This is a genomic window from Arthrobacter sp. IK3, assembly GCF_051337705.1.
Classification (GTDB): domain Bacteria; phylum Actinomycetota; class Actinomycetes; order Actinomycetales; family Micrococcaceae; genus Arthrobacter_B; species Arthrobacter_B koreensis.
In genome coordinates, this window is the sequence record NZ_JBPPSW010000008.1 from 140,711 (window position 1) to 155,028 (window position 14,318).

Here is a 14,318-nt window from a genome sequence, read left to right on the forward strand (position 1 = left end):
CACCGGCGCGGAATTGATTTACCAGAAGGGTAAGAAACACCATGAAGTCCCACGAGATCGCACGCCGCTGGCTGGATTTCTTCAGCAGGAAGGGCCACACGGTCGTTCCCTCCGCGTCGCTCGTCAGCAACGACCCCTCGCTGCTGTTCACCGTTGCGGGCATGGTGCCCTTCATTCCGTACCTCACTGCGCGTGAGACCCCGCCGTACAGCCGGGCCACCAGCGTGCAGAAGTGCATCCGCACCGCTGACATCGAAGAGGTCGGCAAGACCGCACGCCACGGCACCTTCTTCCAGATGGCGGGCAACTTTTCCTTCGGCGACTACTTCAAGGAAGACGCCATCACCTTCGCCTGGGAGCTGCTCACCAGCCCGGTAGAAGACGGCGGCTACGGCCTTGATCCCGAGCGCCTCTGGGTCACCGTTTACGAGGACGGCGACGAGCGCGACGACGAGGCCCGTGCCATCTGGCGGGACAAGGTGGGCGTGCCCAACGAGCGCATCATCGGCACCGGCAAGGCAGACAACTACTGGAACACCGGCCAGGCCGGCCCCGGCGGCCCCTGCTCCGAGATCTACTATGACCGCGGCCCGGCGTACGGACTCGAAGGCGGCCCCGCCGTGGACGAGACCCGCTACATCGAGATCTGGAACCTGGTCTTCATGCAGTACCAGCTCTCCGAAGTGCGTTCCAAGACGGACTTCGACGTCGCCGGCGAGCTGCCGCAGAAGAACATCGACACAGGCCTCGGCCTCGAGCGCCTTGCCATGATCCTGCAGGGCGTGGAGAACATGTATGAGACGGACCAGGTCCGTCCCGTCCTGGACAAGGCAGCCGAACTCTCCGGCAAGTCCTACACCTCTGCCGAAGATCCCTCGGATCCGCACCACGCCGACGACGTGAAGATGCGCGTCGTGGCAGACCACATCCGTTCGGCCCTCATGCTGATCTCCGACGGCGTCACCCCCTCCAATGAAGGCCGCGGCTACGTGCTGCGCCGCCTGATCCGCCGTGCCGTGCGGGCCATGCGCCTGCTCGGCGTCGAAACCGCGGTGCTGCCCGAGCTGCTGCCCGTTTCCCGGGACGCCATGAAGGGCACCTACCCCGAGGTCGAGACCGACTTCGCCCGGATCTCCCGAATCGCCTACGCCGAGGAAAAGGCGTTCCTGCGCACTATCGCCTCCGGCACCGAGCGTCTCGAAGTTGCCGTGCAGGAATCCAAGGCTGCCGGCCGTCCGCTCTCCGGTGCCGACGCCTTCGCCCTGCATGACACCTACGGGTTCCCGATTGACCTCACCCTGGAAATGGCCGAGGAAGCCGGACTGAAGGTGGATGAAGCCGGGTTCCGTTCCCTGATGCAGGAGCAGCGCAAGCGTGCCCAGGCCGACGCCCGCGGCAAGAAGCACGGCCACTCGGACATGTCCGTGTTCAACGAACTCCTCAAGGCCGGCAACACCGTGTTCACCGGCTATGACGAACTGCTGACCGAATCGTCGGTACGCGGGATCGTGTCCAACGGCCAGTCCGTGTCCTACGCAGGCCAGGGAACCGAGATTGAACTCGTCCTGGACGAAACCCCGTTCTACGCGGAAGCGGGCGGCCAGGCCGCCGACGTCGGCCTCATCACCGGCGACGGCTTCGTCGTCGAGGTCTCCGACGTGCAGCGCCCGGTCAAGGGACTGACCGTCCACAAGGCCGTAGTCCGCGAAGGCGAGATCTCTGCCGGTGCCCTTGCCCAGGCCGCAGTCGACGCCGAGCAGCGCCACGCAGCCGAACAGGCGCACTCCGGCACGCACATTGTGCACGCCGCCCTGCACCAGATCCTCGGCCCGGAAGCGCTCCAGCGCGGCTCCTTCAACAAGGCCGGCTACCTGCGGTTCGACTTCTCCTGGGGCGAAGGCCTCTCCGCTGCGGCCAAGTCCGAGATCGAAGAGGTCTCCAACCTTGCCATCCGCAGCAACCACAAGGTCGAAACCAAGATTATGTCCCTCGCAGACGCCAAGGCACTCGGTGCCACGGCGCTGTTCGGCGAAGCCTACGGGGACCAGGTGCGCGTAGTGGAGATCGACGGCGAATGGTCCCGCGAACTCTGCGGCGGCACGCACGTGGACTCCACGTCCCGCATTGGGTCCCTGACCCTGCTGGGCGAACAGTCGGTCGGTTCAGGCAACCGCCGCGTCGAAGCCTTCGTGGGCATGGATGCCTTCCGCCACCTGGCCGCCGAGCGCGCCCTCGTGAACGAGCTGTCCGAACTGCTCAAGGTTCCCTCCGTCCAGGTGCCGGAGCGCGTCGCAGCAACCCTCGCCAAACTGAAGCAGGTTGAGAAGGAACTCGAGCGCCTGCGCCGCGAACAGCTCGCAGCATCCGCGGCAGCACTGCTCGGCTCCGCCGTGGACATCGACGGTGTCCGCCTGCTGGCCCACGACGCCGGTACCGTCTCCGGCGCCGATGACCTGCGGACCCTGGCACTGGACCTGCGGTCCCGGCTGGGAAGCGAAGCGGCAGTCGTTGCCGTAGCAGGCGCAGCCAACGGCCGCCCGGTAGTCATCGTCGCCACCAACGAGGCAGCCCGTGAGGCCAAGGTCAAGGCAGGTGCGCTGGTCAAGACCGCCGCCGGTGTCCTCGGCGGCGGCGGCGGAGGCAAGGACGACGTCGCCCAGGGCGGCGGCACCGATGCAGCCAAGATTTCCGAGGCGCTGGATGCCATCCGCGCAGCGGTGGCGAACCGGGGCTAGCGCCACAGTGTCCGGCTATCCGCGCGGAACCAAAATCGGCGTCGACGTTGGACTCGCACGCGTCGGGGTCGCTTCCTGCGACCCCGACGGCCTGCTGGCCACTCCCGTCCGCACGCTGAAACGCGATGCCAAAAAGAACAGCGACATCCAGGTCCTGGTCCGCGAAGCCGGCGAGCGGGAGGCAGTCGAGTTCTTCGTCGGCCTGCCGCAGAGCATGAAGGGCACTGAAACCGCGTCCACGGCGATGGCCAGGGACTACGCGCAGGCCTTGGTGCAGGCGCTGGACAAAGCAGGACTCGACGTACCGGTCCGGCTGATCGACGAGCGGCTGAGCACAGTCAGTGCCCACCGCTCCCTGCGTGAAGCTGGCTTGGAGACACGAAATCACCGTAGAGTGGTAGACCAAGTGGCCGCTGTGGGTATATTGCAGCAGGCCATTGACATGCAGCGTTCCCTGGGACGCGATGTGGGGGTGCAGGTCACACTACGCCGGAGCACGCATTCCGCTGCTGCGGCCCCGAACGAGGAGCCAACTATTTTCGAGGAACGCCGCCCCGAAAGCGACAAGTCGTCGTGAGCCACAGGTACCCCGACCCCTACGGAACGGGAGAGCGCCCGGACCATGAACCGGCCGCTGACGGCTATGCCGGTGGGGAACATGCGGACACCCGGTATCCGGAGCCGCATTTCGACGACGCCCGGTACGAAGATGACAGCTACGTGGACGCCCGGCACGCCGATGCCCACACAGGTGCCCACACCGGGGGAGAGCACCAGGAAGCCGCTCCCGCCGTCCAGCACTTCTTTGGCGAAGAGGAGCCTGCTCCGAGCAGGCGCAGCCGCCGGCCTTCCCGGGAAAAGCAGCGCCGCCGTCGCCGCCGCACCATTGTCATGGTGGTGGTCCTGGCGGTCTTTGCCGGTGCCGTCTTTGGCCTGACAGTGTTCCTGCGGGACCTGCTTGGCATGAACGAGGTTGAGGACTATCCCGGTCCGGGTGAGGGAACCGTCTCCTTTGTGGTGCAGCCGGGCGACGGCCCGCTGGTGATCGGCAACAACCTCGCCAGCGAGGATATTGTTGCCAGCTCCAAGAAGTTTGTGGAAGTCTTCCAGCAGGAATCCCAGGGCCGTGAAATCCAGCCCGGAACCTTTGAAATGCGCCTGCAGATGAGCGCATCAGGTGCGCTGGGCGCACTGCTGGGCGACGGCGGAACTGCCGTCCACTATGCGGCGATTCCCCGTGACCAGCGCCAAAACGAGACGTTCGATGAGCTGGTGGCGTCAACCGGCATCCCGCTGGAGGAGTTCACCGCCCTGGCCCAGGATCCCCAGGCGTTTGGGCTGCCGGAACAGGCCGTGAGCCTGGAAGGCTACCTGTTCCCCGGTGAGTACCGCTTCCCGGTGGACATGACGGCGGAGGAGATCATCACCGAGATGGTCCAGAATGCCTTCAACGCACTGGAAGAAGCCGGCGTCACCGACCCGGCCGAGCAGTACCGCGTCCTCACCAAGGCAAGCATCATCCAGGCCGAGGCCGGCGAAGCCGACTACGCCACCGTTGCCGGTGCCATCGAGAACCGGCTCCGCGCTGACAACACGGAGACCAACGGCCTGATCCAGTCGGATGCGACCGTCACGTACGGCCTCGGGCGGAAGAGCTACAACCTCACCCCGGAAGAGAAAGCGGACACTTCCAACCGCTGGAACACGTACGCCAACCCGGGACTGCCCGTGGGGCCGATCGGCTCACCGAGCGTGGAGGCGATCGACGCCGCTGCGAACCCTGCAGACGTTCCCTACTTCTACTGGGTCACGGTCAACCTGGATTCGGGGGATACGAAGTTCTCCTCCACCCTGGCTGAGCATGGGCGTTACGTGGCCGAATACCAGCAGTGGTGCAGCACCCAGGAAGCCGGAAGGTGCGACTAGTTGTCCGGCCGCAAACGGGCGGCGGTATTGGGACACCCGATCGGGCACTCCCGTTCGCCCCAGCTTCACCGCGCCGCCTATGACTACCTGGGTTTCGACTGCAGCTACGACGCAATTGACGTAACGGAGGAGGCAGCGGCGGGTTTCGCCGATGCCCTCCGGGCCCAGCCGGAGTGGAACGGCCTGTCCGTCACCATGCCCCTCAAGGCCGTACTGGCAGCAGCCGTTGACCGGCTGGATCCCCTCGCCGAAGCCCTCGGAGTGCTCAATACCGTGACCTTTGAGCACAGATCCGGGGGAGCCGTGCTCACGGGCTGGAACACTGACGTGACCGGCCTGGTCAACGCGCTGCGGCATGCCGGCGCAGGAGAAGCCCCTCGCGGTGTCATCCTCGGCGCCGGGGGAACGGCCTGTGCGGCCGTCGCAGCCCTTGCCCGCATGGGCTGCACCAGCGTGGACGTCCATGCCCGCAGTTTCCGCGGCTCGGGTGGAACGGGCGGCCAGGCGGACGTCGCGCACGTCGGTGAACGGCTGGGCGTGCAGGTAAACCTGCGGCCCTGGGACGAAGCCGCCGCATCCTGCGCAGCAGCCGACGTCGTTCTTTGCACCCTGCCGCCCCGCGGCGCTGACGCACTGGCGCGCGAATTCAGTGCCCTCCGTGCCCACCGCGCAGGCGCGGTGCTCCTGGATGCCGCCTACGATCCCTGGCCGAGCGCCATTGCCGCAGCGTGGGAACAGGCTGGCGGCACCATCGTGCCAGGCCTCGAAATGCTCCTCTACCAGGCAGTGGAACAGGTGCGTCTGTTTACCGGCAGCGCGTTCCGCGACGAGCCCGCCGTCATAAACGTGATGTGTGACGCAGTGGGACTGCCCCGGCGCTGAAGGCCCCTTCCGAACGTGGCAGTATTGAAGCCATGTTGCGTTGGTTGACCGCCGGTGAGTCCCATGGGCCTGCACTCGTCGGAATTATTGAGGGCGTCCCTGCGGGCGTCGAAGTAAGCACCCCGTCCATCCAGGAAGCGCTGGCACGCCGGCGCCTCGGTTATGGCCGCGGTGCCCGCATGAAGTTCGAACAGGACGAGGTGCGCATCCTGGGCGGAGTCCGGCACGGACTGACACAGGGCGGCCCCGTGGCCATCGAGGTGGGCAACACCGAGTGGCCCAAGTGGGAACAGATCATGGCCTCCGATCCCGTCCCGGCGGAAATCCTCGAAGGCCAGGCGCGCAACGCCCCCCTGACCCGGCCGCGTCCGGGCCACGCTGATTTCACCGGCATGCAGAAATACGGCTTCAGCGAGGCCCGTCCGGTGCTCGAGCGCGCCAGCGCACGCGAGACGGCAGCCCGGGTGGCGCTTGGCGCAGTGGCCTCGGCGTTCCTGAAGCAGCTTGGCGTTGAGCTCGTCAGCCACACGGTTGGCATTGCCGGCGTCGCATCGCCCGAGGGAGCGGCACTGCCGCTGCCCTCCGACGTTGCTGCGCTCGATGAAAACCCGATGCGCTGCTTTGACCCGGCCGTCACCGACGCCATGGTTGCCGAGGTAGACGCCGCCCACAAGGAAGGCGAGACCCTCGGCGGGGTCGTGGAAGTGCTCGCCTACGGCCTGCCGCCGGGACTGGGCAGCTACGTTCACTGGGACCGCCGCCTCGACGCACGCCTGGCCGGAGCCCTGATGGGCATCCAGGCCATCAAGGGCGTCGAAGTGGGGGACGGATTCCTCACCGCTTCCCGCCGCGGTTCCGCCGCGCACGACGAAATCCTGCAGGACGGGTCCGGGCGGGTTATCCGTTCCGGCAACCGCGCCGGCGGCATCGAAGGCGGCATGAGCATTGGCGAAGTGCTGCGTGTGCGCGCTGCCATGAAGCCCATCGCCACCGTGCCGCGTGCCCTTAAGACGGTGGACGTTTCCACCGGCGAACCTGCCCGCGCCCACCACCAGCGCTCGGACGTCTGTGCCGTGCCTGCCGCCGGCGTCGTCGCCGAAGCCATGGTGGCACTGGTCCTCGCCGAGGCAATGACCGAGAAGTTCGGCGGCGATTCGGTGGCGGAAACGGCACGGAACCTGCGCACGTACCTGGAGAGCATCCCGGACTCGCTGTCCTCGACCGGTACCGGCACAGGTGTCTAGCCGGCACCTGGTCCTGATCGGCCTGATGGCGGCCGGCAAGTCCGTTGTCGGCCGGCAGCTGGCCGCACGGCACAACCTGCCCTACGTGGACACGGACCAGCTGGTGGTGGAGGAACACGGGCCCATTCCGGAGATCTTCGCCCGGCACAGCGAACGGTTTTTCCGCGAAGCCGAGGCGCGGGCAGTGGCCGGGGCGCTGGACTCACCGGTGCGCTCGGTGATCTCCCTCGGCGGCGGGGCGGTCCTGGACACCGGAACCCAGCAGCTGCTCAAGCACGCTACGGTGGTATTTCTGGATACGGACCTCGCCACGGTGCTGCCGCGCATCTCCCGCACCGCCAACCGCCCGCTGCTGGCCGGAGACCCGGCGCTGCGCTGGAGCGCTCTGGCAGAGGCCCGCAGGCCATTTTACGAATCGCTGGCAGACATAGTCATAGATACCAGGGGACTGGCAATCGCCGAGGTGGTGGAACGCATCACCGCCGCCCTGGACGAAGGAGAGAACTAAATGCCCGCTGAAGCCACCGTCATCGAAGTGACCGGTGAGAAGCCCGCAGAGAACTACGACGTCGTCATCGGCAACGGCCTGCTCGGCCGCCTTCCGGCGATGCTGGGGGAGCGGGTCCGGCGCGTCCTGGTGATCCACCCCCGCGCCCTGCGCACCACGGGTGACACCGTCCGCGACGAGCTCGCCGAAGCCGGCCTTACGGCGCTCACCGCGGAAATTCCCGACGCCGAGGAGGGCAAGCACATCCAGGTTGCCTCCTTCTGCTGGCAGGTCCTGGGACAGAACGACTTCACGCGCTCGGACGCCATTGTGGCCGTGGGCGGCGGAGCGGTCACCGACGTCGCCGGTTTCGTGGCAGCCACCTGGCTGCGCGGCATCAAGGTGGTGCACATCCCCACCAGCCTGCTGGGCATGGTGGACGCGGCAGTGGGCGGCAAAACCGGCATCAACACCGCCGAGGGCAAGAACCTGGTAGGTGCCTTCCACCCGCCTGCAGGAGTCCTGGCGGACCTGGATGCCCTCGGTTCACTGCCGAAGAACGAACTGCTCAGCGGCATGGCGGAGGTCGTCAAGTGCGGCTTCATCGCGGATCCGGCCATCCTTGACCTGATCGAAGCGAAGCCGGAGGCTGTTGCCGACGGCGGCTCCGACGTCGTCCGTGAACTGGTGGAACGCGCGGTCCGGGTCAAGGCGGAGGTTGTGTCCGCCGACCTGCGGGAAGCCGGCCGCCGGGAGTTCCTGAACTACGGCCACACCCTGGGCCACTCCATTGAACTGGCCGAGCGTTACCAGTGGCGCCACGGCGCGGCGGTTTCCGTGGGCATGGTCTTCGCCGCGGAACTTGGCCGCATGGTGGGCCGGCTGGACGACGCCACCGCTGACCGGCACAAGGAGATCCTGACCTCCCTTGGCCTTCCGGTGACCTACCGCCGTGACCGCTGGAGCGCGCTGCTGGACGGCATGCGCCGGGACAAGAAGTCCCGCGGCGACCTGCTGCGGTTCGTGCTCCTGGACGGGCTGGCCAGGCCGTCCATCCTGGAGGTCCCGGATACGTCCCTGCTCTTCGCTGCCTACCAGGAGATCGCGTCCGAACCGGAGACCGGGATTCGCCTCAGCCTGTAGGTATTCACCGAACAGGTAGAATGGTCGACGGACAAGACTCGAAGCAGAAGCGAAACGACGAAAGAGAAACTGTGGCAACGACCAACGACATCAAGAACGGCACCGTGCTGAAGCTTGAAGGCAACCTCTGGAGCATCATTGAGTTCCAGCACGTAAAGCCGGGCAAGGGTGGTGCGTTCGTCCGTACCAAGATGCGCAATGTCCGCTCCGGCAAGGTTGTCGACAAGACGTTCAACGCGGGCATCAAGATCGAAACCGCCACGGTTGACCGCCGCGATTACCAGTACCTGTACAAGGACGGCGAAGACTACGTCTTCATGGATACCTCGGACTATGACCAGCTCACGGTCCCGGGCTCGATCGTCGGCGACTACGCCAACTTCATGCTTGAGTCCATGATGGTCACCATCGCCATGCACGAAGGTGCCCCGCTGTACATCGAACTGCCGGCTTCCGTGGTCCTGGAGATCACCTACACCGAGCCGGGCCTGCAGGGCGACCGTTCCACCGGCGGCACCAAGCCGGCCACCGTTGAAACCGGTTACGAAATCCAGGTCCCGCTGTTCCTGGAAACCGGCACCAAGGTGAAGGTCGATACCCGCACCGGAGACTACCTGGGACGCGTTAACGAGTGAGTGCACGCAGTAAAGCAAGAACACGGGCACTTGAGGTGCTCTTCGAAGCGGAGCAGCGATCCATGTCTCCGCTCGAATCCCTGCGTTCCCGCCGGGAAAAGACGGACCAGGTTATCAATCCCTACACCATGGACCTGGTGGAAGGCGTGATCGCCAAGCAGGAGCAGATCGACGAGTTCCTTGGCACGTATTCCCAGGGCTGGCCGCTGGAGCGCATGCCTGCGGTTGACCGCATCATCCTGCGCCTTGGCAGCTGGGAACTGCTGTATAACGACGACGTGCCGGACAAGGTTGCCATCAGCGAAGCCGTTGAGCTGGCCAAGTCGCTCTCCACGGATGAATCACCTGCGTTCATCAACGGACTGCTGAGCCGCCTGCATGAGCTCAAGGATTCACTGCTGGCCTAGCCCGGCAGAACCCTGCGCGTAAGGCCCGGCGGGATTACCCGCCGGGCCTTCGCATGTCCGGGCTGCCCCTGCGGGAGGGGGGAATCCCTACCAGCGCCGTCCGGCTGCCGCGACACCCAGAAGCTGGGTGCGGGTGCGTGTCAGCTCCGTCAGCAGCCGGTGTTCCCGTGCCGTGTTCTTGTCCGGATCCCGGCCGTTCACCAGCTGCTGCCGGGTCAGGGCAAGGTTCGTAGCCTCGCGGATGAACGAGCGCATATAGGTCTTGGCACCGAAGGCTCCTGCCCAGTTCAGGGCCTGTCGGCGGCCTCCCGGAGTGGAGAGCAGGTCCACCTCCGCGGGGGTGAACCAGCCGGCGGCCGCGTATTCTCCGAGCCGCTGCCCGGTGAGCCGCCGCTCCTGCCGCCGAAGCCACGTCACCCCGCCCACCGCGAGGGCGAAGAGCGGTACCTGCAGCAGGAAGTAGAAGACGAAGAAGTCATCCGCCACCAGCGCCATCCCGCCGTTCCAGAACATGTGGCCGGCCACCGCCGCGGCGAGCCCGGCGGCGAATCCTCCCACGATGCGCCCGGCACCGGGCCGAGCGACGGCGATGCCGAGGCCCAGCCCAATGGCGGCCGTGAAGAGCACGTGCGCGAAGGGCGACAGGAGCCCGCGCAGCACAAAGACGAAACCCAGCTGCAGCCCCACTCCGCCGGCTTCGAACAGCGCAGCACTGAAGTACAGGATGTTCTCCGTGAATGCGAAGCCGGCGCCGACGACGCCGGCATAGACAATCCCGTCCAGGGGACCGTCAAAGTGGCTGCGGCGCACGAACACCAGCATCAGGACTCCGAGCCCTTTGGCGGTTTCTTCCACCAGCGGCGCCTGGATCACCGTGGTCAGCACGTCTGCGGGCGTCAGCGGCAGCAGCATGACGAGGACCTCGTTGACCGTGCTGCCCAGCAGGAGGGTAATGGCCACAGAAACGCCGGCGCCCCACAGGAAAGCAAAGATGAGGGCTCCGCGGGGCTCGGGCTCCCACCGGTCAATCCAGTGCAGGCCCAGCAGGCAGATGCCCAGGGGGATCAGCGCCAGGATCCCGCACAGGATGAACGCCTCGCTTCCCAGGGCCGCGAAGAGGAACAGTCCCACCAGGACCAGCACTATCCCGGCTGCCGCGATCAGCAGGATGTTCAGCACTCCGGAACCGCCGCGCCCCGCGGCGGGAACGCTGAGTCCGGGCAGCGGTTCGGAGGGCTGCCCGGGCGGAGTGGCAGGACCGTTGCCGGGCATCAGGGTCATGGGCGGGTGCCTGTCATGGACCCAAGAATATACGCGTGAGCTGCTGTGATAGTTTTGAGAAGCATTCAACCTTTAAGTCCGTCCTGTGAGGCGGGGAAGGAGGAAGCAGAATATGGATCTTCGTGATTCCCGGCAGGCGCAGCTGCCTGCCCGCACCGTTCTGACTTCAGCTGATATTGACCGCGTACTGACACGCATCGCCTACGAGATCCTTGAGGCAAACAAGGGCGGCACCGACCTGGTGCTGATGGGCATTCCCCGCCGCGGTTATCCACTGGCCCGCCGGCTCGCCGCCAAGATTGCGGCCGCGGATCCCACCGTCCACGCAGAGGCCATCACCGGACAGCTTGACGTCACTATGTTCCGTGACGACCTGGCACACCAGCCCACCCGGCCCCCGTATCCCACGCAGCTTCCGCCCAGCGGGATTGACGGCAAAGTGGTGGTCCTGGTGGACGACGTCCTCTACTCCGGCCGTACCATCCGTGCAGCACTCGACGCCCTGATCGACCTCGGCCGTCCCCGCGCCGTCCGCCTGGCCGTCCTCGTGGACCGCGGACACCGCGAGCTGCCCATCCGCGCGGACCACGTTGGCAAGAACCTGCCCACCGCCGCCGTGGAAAAGGTCCGGGTGAGGCTGGCAGAGACCGACTCGCCGGCACTGGACGAAGTCGTGATCGAAGGCACTGCATGAAACACCTGCTCTCCACCCTGGACCTCTCCTACCAGGACGCCATCTCCATCCTGGACACTGCGGAGGCCATGGCGGCTGTGGGGGAGCGGGAAGTCAAGAAGCTTCCCGCCCTTCGCGGCCGCACAGTGGTCAACCTCTTCTTCGAGGACTCAACCCGCACCCGCATCTCCTTCGAAGCCGCCGCCAAACGGCTCTCCGCGGACGTCATCAACTTCTCCGCCAAGGGATCATCGGTCTCCAAGGGCGAGTCACTGAAGGACACCGCCCAGACGCTGGCGGCCATCGGTGCCGATGCCGTGGTGATCCGCCACGGAGCCTCGGGCGCCCCGGCGCGCCTGGCCAACTCGGGCTGGATCGACGCGGCTGTCCTCAACGCCGGCGACGGCACCCATGAGCATCCCACCCAGGCGCTGCTGGACGCGTTCACCATGCGGCGGCACTGGGCTCAGCTGCACGGGGTTCCTTCCGCCGGTACGGACCTCAAGGGCATGCACGTGGCGATCGTGGGAGACATCCTGCACTCCCGTGTGGCCCGCTCCGACCTCTGGCTGCTGAAGACCCTCGGCGCGGAAGTAACGCTGGTGGCACCGCCCACGCTGCTGCCCTTCGGCGTCGAATCCTGGCCCTGCAAGGTCAGCTATTCCCTGGATGAAACGCTGGAAACCAAGCCGGACGCCGTCATGATGCTCCGTGTCCAGGCAGAACGCATGCATTCCGCGTTCTTTCCCACGGTGCGGGAATACTCACGCCGATACGGGTTCGACGACGTCCGGCTGGACCGCCTGGACACCCTTGGCATGGACAACACGATCCTGCTGCACCCCGGCCCGATGAACCGCGGCCTCGAAATCTCCTCTCGGGCCGCCGACTCGCCGCGCGCCACCGTCCTGGCCCAGGTCAGCAACGGTGTCTCCGTCCGCATGGCCGCCCTCTACCTGCTGCTCTCCGGTGAAAGCAGCTCCCAGCGCACACCACAGGAAGTATCTGCCCAGTGACTACAGCAATCCCCGCCAAGCCCGCCCCCGCGGATTCCCCGAAGCTTTCTTCCACCGGAACGTACCTGCTCCGCGGCGCCTCGCTGCTGGGCAAGGAACAGGCCGACCTGCTGATCCGGGACGGCGTCATCGCCGCCGTGGGCCAGGGACTCGACGCGCCCGAAGGCGCACTGACCATCGACGCCCACGGCCTGGTGGCGCTGCCCGGCATGGTGGACCTGCACACCCACCTCCGCGAACCCGGACGGGAGGACGCCGAGACGGTAGAGACCGGAACCCGGGCAGCGGCCCTGGGGGGTTTCACCGCCGTCCACGCCATGGCCAACTCCAATCCGGTGGCGGACACCGCCGGCGTCGTGGAACAGGTCTACAGCCTGGGCCTGAAGTCCGGCTGGGTGGACGTGCGCCCGGTGGGCGCCGTCACCGTGGGCCTGCAGGGCGAGCGGCTGGCCGAGCTTGGTGCCATGGCCGACTCGCGTGCCCGTGTCCGGGTGTTCTCCGACGACGGCATGTGCGTCCATGACCCGGTGCTGATGCGCCGCGCGCTCGAATACGTCAAGGCGTTCGACGGCGTCGTGGCCCAGCACGCACAGGAACCCCGTATGACCGACGGGGCGCAGATGCACGAGGGTGAAGTCAGCGCAGTCCTGGGCCTGCCCGGATGGCCCGCCGTGGCCGAGGAATCAATCATTGCCCGCGACGTGCTCTTGGCCCAGCACACCGGCTCACGGCTGCATGTGTGCCACGTGTCTACCGCCGGGTCCGTGGAGATTATCCGATGGGCCAAGGAGCGCGGCATCAACGTGACCGCCGAGGTCACCCCGCACCACCTGCTGCTCACCGACGAGGCCGTCCGCAGCTACGACCCCGTGTACAAGGTGAACCCGCCGCTGCGCACGGAATCCGACGTCGAGGCCCTGCGCCGCGGGCTTGCCGACGGCACCATCGACATCGTCGGCACCGACCACGCACCGCACCCCAGCGAGCACAAGGAATGCGAGTGGGCGCAGGCTGCGATGGGCATGACCGGACTTGAAACGGCGCTGTCCGTGGTGCAGGCAACCATGATCGAAACCGGACTGATGGACTGGGAAGGCTTCGCACGGGTGACTTCTGCCACTCCGGCCAGGATCGGACGCGTAGCAACACAGGGAAGGCCGCTGGAAACCGGTGAACCGGCAAACGTCATATTGGTAGACCCGGCTGCGCGGCGCACCGTGGACCCCCATAAGATGGCAACCATGGGCAAGAACAGTCCTTATGCAGGGCTGGAACTGCCCGGAATGGTCCGTGCCGCTTTCTTCGCCGGCCACCCCACCGTCCTGGACGGAGCACTAAACGGCCCCCGTGCCGCAGCAGCAGAGGAGACTCCATGGATTGGCTGATCTTCCTCGTCGCGGTCCTGGCCGCCGCCGCCATTGTGCTCACCCTGTTCGCCGTCGGCTGGCGGGGACGCCGCCAGCGCCAGGCGGACATTCCCCGGCCCCGGCCGCTTCCCGAAGACCTGGAGCTGCCCCGGTTCGAGGCTGACGGACAATACGTCGCCACCACTACCGCCGGCGACTGGCTGGACCGCCTTGCGGTCTACGGCATGGGCGTCAAGTCAGTGGCGACCGCCGCGGTCTTCGACGAAGGCCTGCTGTTCGCACGCAAGGGCGCACCGGATGTCTGGATCCCGCGGGAAGACCTGCGCGATGTGCGCCTGGAACGCGGGATGGCAGGAAAATTCGTGGAGAAGGAGGGCCTGGTCATGGTGACCTGGCAGCTCGGACCCAAGCGGGTCGACACCGGGTTCCGCACCCGGGCGGCCGACCACAAGAACCCCCTGGTTTCGGCGATCAAGGCGCTGGGCCCGGAATCAGCAACATCTAGCGAGGAACAACTGTGAC

General features: G+C 66.5%; 14 protein-coding genes. 13 read left to right on the top strand and 1 reads right to left on the bottom strand.

Annotated features, from left to right (window positions below; all coding sequences use genetic code 11):
* Window positions 1–41 precede the first annotated feature (41 nt).
* From alaS to nusB, 9 genes are all read left to right on the top strand, one after another.
* Window positions 42–2,735: an alanine--tRNA ligase gene (alaS, locus tag ACSLGO_RS12310; protein ID WP_091604562.1), complete on the top strand. Its 2,694-nt coding sequence runs from the start codon at window positions 42–44 to the stop codon at window positions 2,733–2,735.
* Window positions 2,701–3,312 carry a Holliday junction resolvase RuvX gene (gene ruvX / locus ACSLGO_RS12315; protein WP_152274530.1) on the top strand — a complete coding sequence of 204 codons (612 nt, stop codon included), beginning with the start codon at window positions 2,701–2,703 and terminating at the stop codon, window positions 3,310–3,312. The genes alaS and ruvX overlap by 35 nt, the downstream gene beginning before the upstream one ends.
* Window positions 3,309–4,661, top strand: coding sequence for an endolytic transglycosylase MltG (gene mltG, locus ACSLGO_RS12320; RefSeq protein WP_436401216.1), 1,353 nt, complete (start codon window positions 3,309–3,311; stop codon window positions 4,659–4,661). The genes ruvX and mltG overlap by 4 nt, the downstream gene beginning before the upstream one ends.
* Window positions 4,662–5,543 carry a shikimate dehydrogenase gene (locus tag ACSLGO_RS12325; RefSeq protein ID WP_436401217.1) on the top strand — a complete coding sequence of 294 codons (882 nt, stop codon included), beginning with the start codon at window positions 4,662–4,664 and terminating at the stop codon, window positions 5,541–5,543.
* A gap of 32 nt (window positions 5,544–5,575) precedes the next feature.
* Complete coding sequence (gene aroC / locus ACSLGO_RS12330; protein WP_091604571.1) at window positions 5,576–6,787, top strand: chorismate synthase; 1,212 nt, start codon at window positions 5,576–5,578, stop codon at window positions 6,785–6,787.
* Window positions 6,780–7,295 carry a shikimate kinase gene (locus tag ACSLGO_RS12335; protein WP_436401218.1) on the top strand — a complete coding sequence of 172 codons (516 nt, stop codon included), beginning with the start codon at window positions 6,780–6,782 and terminating at the stop codon, window positions 7,293–7,295. Before aroC ends, ACSLGO_RS12335 begins: the two co-directional genes overlap by 8 nt.
* Entirely contained in the window at window positions 7,296–8,417 is a 1,122-nt protein-coding gene (gene aroB, locus ACSLGO_RS12340; protein ID WP_263126891.1) for a 3-dehydroquinate synthase, read from the top strand. It begins immediately after the preceding gene.
* A gap of 71 nt (window positions 8,418–8,488) precedes the next feature.
* Window positions 8,489–9,052, top strand: coding sequence for an elongation factor P (gene efp / locus ACSLGO_RS12345; protein ID WP_055240995.1), 564 nt, complete (start codon window positions 8,489–8,491; stop codon window positions 9,050–9,052).
* A complete protein-coding gene (gene nusB, locus ACSLGO_RS12350) occupies window positions 9,049–9,459 on the top strand; it encodes a transcription antitermination factor NusB (protein ID WP_091604577.1) in 411 nt (136 codons plus the stop codon). The genes efp and nusB overlap by 4 nt, the downstream gene beginning before the upstream one ends.
* Window positions 9,460–9,546: 87 nt before the next feature.
* Here nusB and ACSLGO_RS12355 read toward each other — a convergent pair whose 3' ends face one another.
* On the bottom strand, window positions 9,547–10,740 hold the full coding sequence (locus tag ACSLGO_RS12355) for a PrsW family intramembrane metalloprotease (protein ID WP_091604580.1): 1,194 nt from the start codon (window positions 10,738–10,740) through the stop codon (window positions 9,547–9,549).
* A gap of 112 nt (window positions 10,741–10,852) precedes the next feature.
* Between ACSLGO_RS12355 and pyrR the strand changes: the two genes are divergently transcribed.
* From pyrR to ACSLGO_RS12375, 4 genes are read left to right on the top strand one after another with little or no spacing between them, the layout of a single operon-like run.
* On the top strand, window positions 10,853–11,434 hold the full coding sequence (gene pyrR, locus ACSLGO_RS12360; protein ID WP_091604583.1) for a bifunctional pyr operon transcriptional regulator/uracil phosphoribosyltransferase PyrR: 582 nt from the start codon (window positions 10,853–10,855) through the stop codon (window positions 11,432–11,434).
* Entirely contained in the window at window positions 11,431–12,429 is a 999-nt protein-coding gene (locus ACSLGO_RS12365; protein WP_152274526.1) for an aspartate carbamoyltransferase catalytic subunit, read from the top strand. The genes pyrR and ACSLGO_RS12365 overlap by 4 nt, the downstream gene beginning before the upstream one ends.
* Before the next feature lie 8 nt (window positions 12,430–12,437).
* Window positions 12,438–13,814, top strand: coding sequence for a dihydroorotase (locus tag ACSLGO_RS12370; protein WP_091605888.1), 1,377 nt, complete (start codon window positions 12,438–12,440; stop codon window positions 13,812–13,814).
* Window positions 13,802–14,317, top strand: a complete 516-nt coding sequence (locus ACSLGO_RS12375; protein ID WP_091604589.1) for a PH-like domain-containing protein — start codon at window positions 13,802–13,804, stop codon at window positions 14,315–14,317. The genes ACSLGO_RS12370 and ACSLGO_RS12375 overlap by 13 nt, the downstream gene beginning before the upstream one ends.
* Window position 14,318 lies beyond the last annotated feature (1 nt).

Excerpts from the sequence above, each read along its gene's own strand:
- alaS (WP_091604562.1), top strand. The coding sequence starts at position 42 with ATGAAGTCCCACGAGATCGCACGCCGCTGGCTGGATTTCTTCAGCAGG.
- ruvX (WP_152274530.1), top strand. The coding sequence starts at position 2,701 with ATGCCATCCGCGCAGCGGTGGCGAACCGGGGCTAGCGCCACAGTGTCC.
- aroC (WP_091604571.1), top strand. The coding sequence starts at position 5,576 with ATGTTGCGTTGGTTGACCGCCGGTGAGTCCCATGGGCCTGCACTCGTC.
- aroB (WP_263126891.1), top strand. The coding sequence starts at position 7,296 with ATGCCCGCTGAAGCCACCGTCATCGAAGTGACCGGTGAGAAGCCCGCA.
- ACSLGO_RS12355 (WP_091604580.1), bottom strand. The coding sequence starts at position 10,740 with ATGACCCTGATGCCCGGCAACGGTCCTGCCACTCCGCCCGGGCAGCCC.
- pyrR (WP_091604583.1), top strand. The coding sequence starts at position 10,853 with ATGGATCTTCGTGATTCCCGGCAGGCGCAGCTGCCTGCCCGCACCGTT.
- ACSLGO_RS12365 (WP_152274526.1), top strand. The coding sequence starts at position 11,431 with ATGAAACACCTGCTCTCCACCCTGGACCTCTCCTACCAGGACGCCATC.
- ACSLGO_RS12375 (WP_091604589.1), top strand. The coding sequence starts at position 13,802 with ATGGATTGGCTGATCTTCCTCGTCGCGGTCCTGGCCGCCGCCGCCATT.